General features: G+C 68.5%; 9 protein-coding genes and 1 rRNA gene. 1 reads left to right on the top strand and 9 read right to left on the bottom strand.

Features of this window, described 5'->3' with window-relative positions:
- The 3 genes from D7Y15_RS18360 to D7Y15_RS18350 form a co-directional block, all read right to left on the bottom strand.
- Positions 1 to 79: ribosomal RNA gene (locus tag D7Y15_RS18360) — 16S ribosomal RNA — on the bottom strand; the annotation flags it as partial.
- Between the two features lie 986 nt (positions 80 to 1065).
- Positions 1066 to 1689, bottom strand: coding sequence for a guanylate kinase (gene gmk, locus D7Y15_RS18355; RefSeq protein ID WP_121753385.1), 624 nt, complete (start codon positions 1687 to 1689; stop codon positions 1066 to 1068).
- Entirely contained in the window at positions 1686 to 2564 is an 879-nt protein-coding gene (locus D7Y15_RS18350; RefSeq protein ID WP_121753384.1) for a YicC/YloC family endoribonuclease, read from the bottom strand. The genes gmk and D7Y15_RS18350 overlap by 4 nt, the downstream gene beginning before the upstream one ends.
- Before the next feature lie 82 nt (positions 2565 to 2646).
- Between D7Y15_RS18350 and D7Y15_RS18345 the strand changes: the two genes are divergently transcribed.
- Entirely contained in the window at positions 2647 to 3756 is a 1110-nt protein-coding gene (locus D7Y15_RS18345; RefSeq protein WP_121753383.1) for a glycosyltransferase family 9 protein, read from the top strand.
- A 169-nt stretch (positions 3757 to 3925) separates the two neighbouring features.
- On the opposite strand, the gene D7Y15_RS18340 is transcribed toward D7Y15_RS18345, so the two are convergent.
- From D7Y15_RS18340 to D7Y15_RS18315, 6 genes are read right to left on the bottom strand one after another with little or no spacing between them, the layout of a single operon-like run.
- Complete coding sequence (locus D7Y15_RS18340; RefSeq protein ID WP_120576377.1) at positions 3926 to 4414, bottom strand: adenylyltransferase/cytidyltransferase family protein; 489 nt, start codon at positions 4412 to 4414, stop codon at positions 3926 to 3928.
- The gene (locus D7Y15_RS18335; protein ID WP_121753382.1) at positions 4411 to 5424 is read right to left on the bottom strand and encodes a bifunctional heptose 7-phosphate kinase/heptose 1-phosphate adenyltransferase; all 1014 of its coding nucleotides are present in this window, start codon (positions 5422 to 5424) and stop codon (positions 4411 to 4413) included. Before D7Y15_RS18335 ends, D7Y15_RS18340 begins: the two co-directional genes overlap by 4 nt.
- Positions 5425 to 5455: 31 nt before the next feature.
- Positions 5456 to 6535, bottom strand: a complete 1080-nt coding sequence (gene lpxK, locus D7Y15_RS18330) for a tetraacyldisaccharide 4'-kinase (RefSeq protein ID WP_121753381.1) — start codon at positions 6533 to 6535, stop codon at positions 5456 to 5458.
- Complete coding sequence (locus D7Y15_RS18325) at positions 6532 to 7563, bottom strand: glycosyltransferase (protein ID WP_121753380.1); 1032 nt, start codon at positions 7561 to 7563, stop codon at positions 6532 to 6534. Before D7Y15_RS18325 ends, lpxK begins: the two co-directional genes overlap by 4 nt.
- A complete protein-coding gene (locus D7Y15_RS18320) occupies positions 7563 to 8564 on the bottom strand; it encodes a glycosyltransferase family 4 protein (RefSeq protein ID WP_121753379.1) in 1002 nt (333 codons plus the stop codon). Before D7Y15_RS18320 ends, D7Y15_RS18325 begins: the two co-directional genes overlap by 1 nt.
- A complete protein-coding gene (locus tag D7Y15_RS18315) occupies positions 8561 to 9829 on the bottom strand; it encodes a 3-deoxy-D-manno-octulosonic acid transferase (protein ID WP_121753378.1) in 1269 nt (422 codons plus the stop codon). The genes D7Y15_RS18320 and D7Y15_RS18315 overlap by 4 nt, the downstream gene beginning before the upstream one ends.
- Positions 9830 to 9843: the final 14 nt, after the last annotated feature.

The following is a 9843-nucleotide window of genomic DNA, read 5'->3' as shown; positions in this document are numbered from 1 at the left end:
GCCCCTATTCGCGCTCGACTTGCATGTGTTAGGCACGCCGCCAGCGTTCGTTCTGAGCCAGGATCAAACTCTCCAATTGTATTCTTGGTTTGCTTGAACCGGCGTTCCCCGAGACCCGGCTAAGGAGCCTCGGCTCGCTGATTCGTCGGCACTTCCCTCTCGCTGCGCTTTTCAGCGCTGCTCTTGAGGTGAAGCGCCCTCAAAAAATTGACTGCGGGTTTCCGCAATCCATTACTGCTTGGGCTTGCTATTTGGTTTTCAAAGACCGAGCCGCTTGTCTTGCTTCGCGACTTTTGCTACCGTCTACTTCGTTGCTGGTTTTGCTTCAACCAGCGGGGTTGCAGCTTCTATTTCAGTTCGCATTCAGCGTCAACTTCGCTTTTTGCGTCCTGCGGGCTGCTTCGAAATTCATCGGCGCCGTCCAGTGACTTCCGCCGTTTCTTTCCGAAGGGGAGCGGCTTCTACTTCAGCGCCGTCCTCCCTGTCAACCGCTTGCTGTCAGCTTTCCTCACCGCTTTGCGTCCGTTGTGTTGCCTTCCGGACCGCTGCTTCCTCGGTGGGGCGCGGCTTCTATCTCTTCGCCGCGTTCGCTGTCAACTCGCTTGGTTGACTGCCCTATTTTCTTTTCGGTGCTGCTCTCTCCCCGAAGTGCCTTCCGCGCCAGTGCGCGGGCTTCGAGGTGAGGGGCGCGGCTTCTACCACCGCCGCATCCTGTGTCAACCGTTCGACCGCTGCTTCTACTTCCCGATCTGCTCCGCCTCCCGTGAGGCGGCAACCCGCTCCGACACCTTCAACGCCCGCTGATCGACTGCCCTGCTGCGGCACCATCTAAGAATCGGTTCGGAGAATGTCAACTTCCCGTCACCGATGAGGCCGACTGCGCCTCCCCCCCGTTTCTGCGTCGCCCAGGTGCCATCGGAGTGGCGCCTGCGTGTCGCCGCGAGGTGGGCGGCTTATCCATCAGGCGATCGGCCAGCGCAAGAAATTTGATGCAGACTGCCGGCGCGGTGCGACGTGGTGGAGGGGGAACCCGTGGGGCGGTTCCACCCATTCCCCTGGCGGATTTCAGCTCCCGAACCTGAGCTTGGAGAGGTCCACCCTCCCCCGCCGGCACTTCTCCGCGACCACCACCGAGCGCAGCTCCTGATAAGCGCGCTCGAAGTCGTCGTTCACCACGATGTAGTCGTAGGACGCGATTCCCCGCTCGATCTCCGAGCGGGCAGCCAGCATCCGGCGACGGATGGTCTCGTCCGCGTCCGTCTGACGGTCTCGCAGCCGCCGCTCCAGCTCCTCCATGGAGGGGGGCAGCACGAAGATGAGGACCGCGTCGGGGTGCTTGCGCTTGATGGCCTGCCCGCCCTGGACGTCGATATCGAAGATGGCGGTGCCACGGCGCGTGCGGGCTTCGTCCACCACGGACTGGGGGCTGCCGTAGAAGTGGCCGTGGACCTCGGCCCACTCCACGAACTCCCCCTTCTCGATCTTCTCCTGGAAGGCGGCGACGCCCACGAAGTGATAGTCCACGCCCTCCTGCTCCTTGCCCCGGGGGCGCCGGGTCGTGACGCTGGTGGAGAAGATGCCGTCCGGCATCTCCTTCAGCAGGCGGTGCGCGAGGGTGGTCTTTCCCGCTCCGGACGGCGCGGAGAGGACGAGGAGCAGGCCAGGCTGGAGTCCAGTGGGTTCGTTCATTCGACGTTCTGCACCTGTTCGCGGATGCGCTCGACCTCGGCCTTCATCGAGACCACGCGCGCGGAGATTTCCGCGTGCTGGCTCTTGGAGCCTGTCGTGTTCACCTCGCGGTGCATCTCCTGCACGAGGAAGTCCATGCGCCGGCCCACCGGCTCGGGGCTCGCCATCAGGAGCCGGAACTGCTCGAGGTGGGTCGCGAGCCGGGTCACCTCTTCCGCGATGTCCGTGCGCTCGGCGAACAGGGCCACTTCCTGCGCCAGGCGCTGCGGATCCACCGCGACGCCGCGCGCGAGCTCCGCGACACGCTCGGTGAGCCGCTGCTGGTAGTCACTGACCGCGCGAGGCGCGAGCCGGGCGACTTCCTGGCTCCAGCCCTCGATGAGCTTCATCCGGGCGTCCAGGTCCGTGTGGATGGACTCGCCTTCGGTGTTCCGCATCGTCTCCAGGGCCGCGAGCGCCTGCTGGAGCGCGGTCTGCGTGGCCTGGGTGGCGGCCTCCACGTCCACGCCCTTCTCTTCCAGGCGGATGACGCCCGGCTGGTTGGCCACCTGCGACCAGGCGATCTCCACCGACTGGCCCATGGCCTCGGCGACTTCGCGGAAGGCGCGTGCGTATTCGCGGGCCAGGGCGACATCCACCGTGGGGACGTTGCCTGAGACGGTGGCGGCCTGCCGGCGCACCAAAATCTCCACCGAGCCTCGCGCGAGGCGGTCCTTCACCTGCTTCACGAGGGCGGGCTCGAGCGCGGACAGCTCGCGCGGCAGCCGGACCTTCACTTCACAGAACTTGTGGTTGAGCGAGCGTGCTTCCACGGAGACCTCTTCGTCCCCCACGCGGGCGCGGCCCGAGCCAAATCCGGTCATGCTCTTGAGCATCGGGCCGGGTGCTAGGGGCTTTCGGTCCCAAGGTCAAGCCAGCGTCTTGTGTCCGTTCCAATTCTGGTAGGGTCCGCCGCCGATGGCGTGGCACAAGCGGCTTGAAACGTGGGCGAAGCTGGCACTGACGCTCCTGGCTTCCCTCCTGTTCTGGCGCCCCGGACGTCGCTGTCCTCCCGGAACGCCCCTTCCCCACCCGCGCAAGGTCCTGCTCGTCCGGCCCGACAACCGCGTGGGCGAGGCCCTTCTCACCACGCCCCTGATGCGGACCCTCAAGGCACATCTCCACCCGCCTCCGGAAGTGCACGTGCTGGTGCACGCCAAGGTGGCTCGCGTCCTCCAGGGACACCCTGACGCGGACGCGGTCCTGGCGTTCGACCGGCGCCTGCTCTGGCTGGGGCCCCTGGCGCCTGGCATCCGCGCTCTCCGTCGCGCGGGCTATGACACCGTGGTGGACTGCGCCAACTGGAGTGCTCCATCCGTGACGAGCGCGCTCATCGCGCGAATGGTGGGCCCCAAGGCGGTCGTCATTGGACCCGGCATCTGGCCGGTGTCGCTGCTGCAGTCGGTGTCCGTGCCGGCCAGGTCCGATACGCGGCACGAGGCCATTCAGCGCACACATCTGCTGACGCCCCTGACGAAGGGCGCTGTCGCCGAGGGGCTTTCGTTCCGGGAGCCGGTGCTGGGCGAGGCGTTCCGCGGCTATCTGGCGACGTTCTCCGGGACGGGTTCGCGGCGCGCGGTCATCAACCCGGGGGGCCGGTTGGGTGAGCGCCGCATCCCCGCCGAGGCATTCGCGGCGGCGGCCCGGGAGCTGATTTCGCTCGGCTATTCGCCGGTCGTGACCTGGGGACCTGGAGAGGAGGCCCTGGCTCGGAGCGTGATCTCCGGCGCTCCTGGGGCGGAGCTGGCTCCGGCGACGAGCATCGATGAGCTGGGTGCGCTCATGCGGACCGCCGGCCTTACCGTCTGCAACAACACCGGGCCCATGCACCTGTCGGTCGCCGTGGGCGCACCCACGCTCGCGTTCTTCCTGCGCATCGACATGGAGCGATGGGGCCATGCGGTGGCGCCCCACCGGATGGTGGACCTGACGCCCATCGTGGATGGGGCTTCTGGCGTGGGGTTGGAGCAGCGCGTGGCCTCGGAGGTCCGGTCGTTCGTCGCGGGGCGGGCCTCGCTCACGGGGTGAGCGGTCGCTCCTGCTCGGGCACCATCTGGGGGACGCCTTCCTCCACGGGCCAGGCTCGCAGGCACCTGCCGCAGCGGACTTCGGGCGGGGGGCCCTGGTGCTCTTCGAGCGGGCCCTTGCAGTGGGGACATCCCAGGATGGACCTCAGCACCGGGTCCAGGTCCATGGGCTACTTCGCGCCTTCGCGGCCGAGCCTGCGGGCCAGGTCCGTGGTGCTGTGGTCCTTCGGGTCTCCCGCCACCGCCGTCCTGCCTCCGTAAGCCCGGACCTCGTCACCTTCCGGAATGGAGTCTGGCGTGTAGTCCGTCCCCTTCACGTGCACGTCGGGCTTGAGGGCGCGGATGATGGTTCGCACGTTCGGCTCGTCGAAGACGACGACGCGGTCCGTGCAGGCCAGCGCCGCGACCAACTCCGCGCGCTCCGCTTCCGGGATGTGCGGACGGCCCGGCCCCTTGTAGGCCCGGGTGGAAGCGTCCGAGTTCACCGCCACCACCAGCACGTCCGCCAGGGCCTTCGCCCCTTCCAGGTAGCGGACGTGCCCGACGTGCAGCAGGTCGAAGACGCCGTTGGCCAGGGCCACCGTGCGGCCCTGCTCGCGCCAGCGTTCCCGCTCCTCCGCGATGGCGGCGAGGGGACGAAGCTTGTCCAGGGTGTTCATCGTGGGCTCCGCAGCGCTTCGAGAAGTTCTTCGCGGGAGACCGTCGCCGTGCCGGGCTTCTGCACCACCAGCGAGCCCGCGACGTTCGCGAGCCTCGCGGCTTCACCGAACGAGGCTCCGGCCGCGAGTGCCAACGCGAAGCTCGCGATGACCGTGTCGCCCGCTCCCGTCACGTCCACCGCCGACTTCGCTCCGTGCACGGGGATGAGGTCCACGCCGCCCTTCGCGTCGAAGACGGCCATGCCGTGCCGGCCTCGCGTCACCAGCAGGGCCTGGCAGCCCAGCTTGCGGACCGCTTCGTGACCGGCCTCCAGCAGGTCTTCCTTCGTGCGCACCGGACGGCCCGTGAGCGCTTCCAGCTCCGGCTCGTTGGGCTTGCATACCGTGAGGCCCGCGAAGGCCATGAGCGCGTAGCGGCTGTCCACGCAGACCGGGAGGCCGTCCGCGGCGAGCTTTCGCAACGCTGTCCGGACTTCGTCGCTGACGACGCCTGCTCCGTAGTCCGAGACCACCACCGCGTCCGCATCCTTCGCGGCGGCTTCGACCTGCCTGGCGATGGCCTTGCGCATCCGGGGCGGGAGGGGGCCTCGCTGGCCCCGGTCGACGCGGAGCATCTGCTGCCTCGTGGTGCTGATGCCTCCCGCGAGGATGCGCGTCTTCGTCTCCGTCTGGATGCTTCGGCTGCTGACCGCGTGCAGCCGGATGTCCGCGGCTTCGAAGAGCTTGCGCAGTTCGCTGCCCATGGAGTCCACGCCCAGGGCGCCCACCGCCGTCACCTGCCCCGACAGCGCTCGGATGTTGGCCGCCACGTTGGCCCCGCCTCCGAGATTCACCTCCGACGACTCGTACCGGACGATGAGCACCGGGGCCTCGCGGCTCACCCGGTCCGTCTGTCCGTAGAGGTAGTGGTCGGCGACCAGGTCTCCCACCAGCAACACCCGACGGCGCGCGAAGGAGAGTGGCAGGCGCGAAGACGAAGCTGCCGGACGTGAAGACGGGGCCGCTGGCATGGGCGCGCGTTGTCCCACAGCGGTCCAGCCCTCACAAGTCGCGCGTCTCTCCCTGCAGCCCGAGCGCCCGCTTCAGATGCGCTTCGCCCTCCAGGACCTCCACTCCCAGGCGCACCACCCAGGCCTCGAAGCCGGCGGGCAGGCGCACCGCGTCCTTCTCCGTCGTCACCACGAGCGCTCCGTGCTGGCGGGCCCGGGCTTCGACCTGGCGAAGCTCGTCCGCCGTGAAGCGATGGTGATCTGGGAAGAGGGCCGCGTCCCGGACCTCCGCTCCGAGTGTGGTCACGGTCTTCAGGAACCCTCCGGGCCGAGCCAGCCCCGCCAGGGCGAGCACCGGCTTTCCTTCGAGCGCTTTCGTCGCGTGCTCGGTCCCCGAAGGGTCCCACCACGCAGTGGGTCCATAGCGCGTCCGAACCCTGGGAACAGTCACTCCTTCGAGCCATGGGTTGGGGGCAGTGTCTCCGGAAGCGGCTCTCAGCCAGAGGAGCGTGGCGCGGCGCAGGGCCGATGGGGGCTCGCGCAGCGGGCCTCTTGGGAGCAGCTGGCCGTTGCCGAGGCCCACGGCTTCGTCCACGACCACCAGGTCTTCGTCACGGTGCAGGCGGCGGTGCTGGAAGCCGTCGTCCAGCAGGACCGTGTCGAGGCCGAAGTCGTCCCGGGCTCGGAATGCCGCCGCGACGCGGTCCGCTCCCACGAAGAGCCGGGCCCCTTTGCACCTGCGCGCGAGCAGCAGGGGTTCGTCTCCGGCTTCCGTCACCGCGGGCAGGGCCTCCGCGCCCGTGAAGGTGAGTGGCTCCTGGGACTCGCGTCCGTAGCCTCGGGTGAGGATGCCGACCTTGCGTCCTTCGCGGATCAGCATCTCCGCGAGATGGAGGACCGCGGGGGTCTTGCCCGTGCCTCCAACGTTGAGATTGCCGATGGAGATGATCCGCAGGCCTTCGACTTGTTCGGCTCGCTTCAATCCCGAATCGTAGAGGGCACCTCGGAGGCGGACCGCTCCGCTGTAGGTCCAGGACAACAGCGTGAGCGGTGACAGGAGGGCACGACGGGTCCAGGGCTCCGGTGCCGGCGGATAGAAGATCCGCTCCAGGGCCGTGGGTCCACCCGTCATCGCCGTGGCTCCGCTGCCTTCTGGTAGAGGACCAGGATATCCCGGGCGATGTGCTCGTTCGTCGGGTGCCGGGTGCCTGCCTTTGCTCCGGACAGCGCGGCGGTGACGACGGCTTCTACCGTGGGCGCTTCCACCTTCGCGTCCGACAGCTCCGGGAGTGCTCCCTCGTTCACCGCGACCACTCGGACGCCGCAGGCCCTGGCCTGTGCCGCGGCCCTCGCGCTCCAGTCGTTTCCCAGACCGAGGATCCAGACTTCATCCAGGGCCTGCAGCCACCTCGCGAAGTCCGCTCCCTGCTGGTAGCCCGCGAGCGTCACCTGTTCGGTGAGGCCTCGCTCTGTCACCTGTGTCCGCGTCGCTTCGAGCAGGGCCCCGTCGCCCACCAGTACGAGGCGAGCTTCGGGACGTTGCTGGCGGAACGCAGCGAAGGCTTCGACTCCCAGCGCGTGACGGCGGCTCTGCTGGAACGTGGAGATCATTCCCACGAGATGCGTGTCTTCGAGGCCCAGGGTCCGGCGGAGGGCCTTGCGGTCCTGGGGGGGCTCGAACATCGGGTCCACCAACGCAGGCAGGACCTGGACGGGGCGGTGCCGGCCTTCGAGCTTCTCCATCAGGTGGCTCGCGGGCACCGTGTACGCGCTCGCTTCGGGCAGCGATGCACGCAGCGAACGGGGCGCGTGGATGGAGCGGATCCGCACCGCGCCCTTCGGCGTTCCCCAGCGCGCCACGAGATGATCATGGGTGAAGTGGGCGTGGACCACGTCCACCGTCCTGCGGCGGAGGGCTCGCAGGTCGCTCCAGATTTCCCACGGTGGAGACTTCACGGACAACGTCAGGCCGCCCTCGTCCAGGAGGCCCAGTTGCTGGAAGCGCGGCACGGCGGGTTCCTCGGCGGCGATGTCCCGGCGCTTGCGGTCCACCGCCACCGTGACCTCGTGGCCCAGGGCCCGCTGCGCCTGGGCCAACAGCGCGACGTTCTCCGCCGGGCCGCTCCAGAAGGGACTCGCGAGCAGGTGCAGGATGCGCATCAGCGCTTCACCAGCGAATGGTAGAGGTCACGGAGCGCCCGGGCTTCGTGCTCGACGCCGCAGCGGCTGCGCGCTTCTTCCTGCGCGTTGCGGCCGACCTGACGGGCCCGCTCCGGTTCGCGGGTCAGTTCGTCCAACAGGTCGCGCAGGCCCTTCACGTCTCCGGGTTCGAAGAAGAAGCCCGTGCGGCCGTGCTCGATGAGGGTGTCCAGGTACGGCAGCTTCGAGGCCACCACGCAGCACCCGGAGGCCATCGCCTCCACGTGCACCAGCGAGTAGCCCTCCGCGTAGGAGGGATGCACCAGGATGCTCAGGCCCTGGTACCAGGGCTCGATGGTGGACTGCTCGCCCGCGAGGCGCACCCGGTCCTCGATGCCCTGGCGCAGCCCGTTCACCCATGCCAGGTCCGGCCCCTTCGCGAGCCCCACCAGCACCGCCTGCCAGTCCGGCCGCTGCGGCAACAGCGGCCTCAGCGCTTCGATGAAGTCGCCCTGCCCCTTCTCCTTGCGGATGCGGCCGATGACGCCGATGCCGTAGCGGCCTCCCTGCTGGAGTCGGGCCCAGGCCGCGTCGCGGTCTTCCGGTGGGTGGAAGCGCTTGAGGTCGATGCCGTGCGAAATCACCGTGGAGGGGAGCGCGATGACGTCGGAGATCTGCTTCGTGAGCGACACGAGCGCGTCCGCGCCCCTGGCGAGCCAGCGGGTGAAGCTCGTGGGGGCCACCGACGTATGCCTCGTGAAGACGAGTTGGACCCTTCCTCCCAAGGCCTTCAGGAGCATCCCCGCCAGCAGCTCGTTGTTCCGGTGCGCGTGCCAGACGATGGGCTCCTGGTGCGAGCGGCGGATCAGCTCTCCCCAGGTGATGCGCGGCAGGGCCTCCGTCAGGCCGGAGCCGATGACCCGTGTCTCGTCGCCCTGGGCCAGCGCTGGCACCACGGACTCCACGTGCCGGGTCACTCCCGTGTACCGCTTGTGGAAGTGGGGATGGACGATGAGCGTCATCGAGGAGCCCTCCTTAGCGCGGCCATGGCTTCCGCATTGCGCTCACTGGCTCCGGAGATGCGGCGCACCGTGGCTTCGGCCTGGGCTCCCAGTTGCTGCCGGCGTTCGGGATGGGCGAGGAGGTCCTCCAGTGCGGCGTGCAGGGCTTCTCCATCCGCCACTTGAATGCCTCCGTTGCCTTGCAGCACCGCGACGCTGTCTCGGAAGTTGTCCATGTGCGGGCCGAACAACACCGGCCGGCCCTGCCCCGCTGGCTCCAGGATGTTCTGGCCGCCTCGCTTCGTGAACGAGCCTCCCACGAACACCACCGTCGCCAGGCGGTAGGCTCGGGACAGCTCGCCCATCGAGTCCATCACCACCACCGGCGCTCGCTCCGGGTTGCCCTGTGAGCGCAGGCCCACGGTCAGGTTCCGCTCCCTGGCGAGGGTCTGGATCCGCTCCGCCCGGTTCAGGTAGCGCGGCGCGATGACCAGGCTCAGCGTGGGCCAGCGCTCCCGTAGACGCTGATACACCTGCAACAGGATTTCTTCCTCGTCCTCGTGCGTGCTTCCCGCGAGCCACACCGGATCCGCTGGAGACAGACCGAGGGCGGTTCGCAGGGCTTCGTCCTCCGGGGCTGGCCCCGCCGCGAGGGCGTCGAACTTGGTGTTCCCGGTGGTGAGGACCCGCTCGGCCGGTGCGCCGAGGGCCTTTGCTCTTTCGGCTTCCTCGTCCTGCCGCATCAGCAGCAGGTCCATGTCCTTCAGCGGGTTTTCGATGAGGCCGAAGAGCGTCTGGTACTTCCCCACGTTCGCCGGGGAGAAGCGCCCGTTGGTCATCACCACGCTCGCTCCGGAATGCTTCGCGGCTCGGATGAGGTTGGGCCAGACCTCCGTGTACTCGAGGATGAGGAGGTCCGGCTGAAGGGCTCGCACCGCCCTTCGCGTCGCTCCCCAGAGGTCGTAGGGCACGTACACGACTCCGTCGATCTGCTTCGCCAGGCGGTCCCTTGCCATCGCGTGGCCGCTGTCCGTCATCGTCGAGAGCACGATGCGGCAGCCAGGGAAACGCTGGCGCAGGGGGCCGAACATGGGCGACAGGGCCAGCAGGTCTCCCGCGCTGGCTCCGTGCAACCACAGCAGCGGGCCTTCTCCCTTCGGCAGGTCTCCCGGCCCATAGAAGCCCAGCCGCTGCTTCAGCCCGTGACGCGTCTTCCGGTACACGCAGAGCACCGGGAACAACAGCGCGAAGAGGACGTAGGTGGCGACGACGTAGAGCAGGCGCATGGGCGACGTCCCGC

The organism is Corallococcus sp. AB030 (assembly GCF_003668965.1).
Lineage (GTDB): Bacteria > Myxococcota > Myxococcia > Myxococcales > Myxococcaceae > Corallococcus > Corallococcus exiguus.
This window is presented reverse-complemented; position numbering and strand designations above follow the sequence as displayed.